A 503-nucleotide genomic window follows, 5' to 3' on the forward strand; every position below is an offset into this window, starting at 1 on the left:
CGTGGGCAGTTAACTGCTGTGACAAAATTAGCGCAAGATGCTGTTGGCAAAGTGGATATTACCGTTCTGGCTGATAAAGGCTATTACAGCCGGAGTGATATTAAAGCCGCTCAGGATTTAGGTGCCGTAGCCTTAGTACCAAAAGGTGATACCTCCGGCGCAGACCGCAAAGGTCTTTTTAACCGATCATTGTTCAAATATGACCAAGAAAAAGACATTTATATTTGCCCGACGGGTAACGAGCTTCAGAACAGGTTTACGGTAGTCGAAGATGGGTTAGAACTGCAAATGTACTTTAACCATATTGCATGTCGCGATTGCAGTCAGCGGTCAAGGTGCACCACATCAAAACGCGATCCGAGACGTATAAGACGGTGGGTTCATGAAGCTGAAATGGAAGATATGCAGACCAGGCTTGATGCATCGCCACAAACAGCTGTCGTGCGAAAGCAAACGGTAGAGCATCCGTTCGGAACAATTAAAATGTGGATGGGGGCAACCCA

The 503-nt window shown here is 46.7% G+C and carries 1 protein-coding gene; it reads left to right on the plus strand.

What is annotated here, in order from left to right:
• The coding region (locus J1785_RS00260) for a transposase (protein ID WP_217218519.1) at positions 1 to 503 on the plus strand (503 nt) is incomplete at both ends.

The organism is Rahnella perminowiae (assembly GCF_019049755.1).
Taxonomy (GTDB): domain Bacteria; phylum Pseudomonadota; class Gammaproteobacteria; order Enterobacterales; family Enterobacteriaceae; genus Rahnella; species Rahnella perminowiae.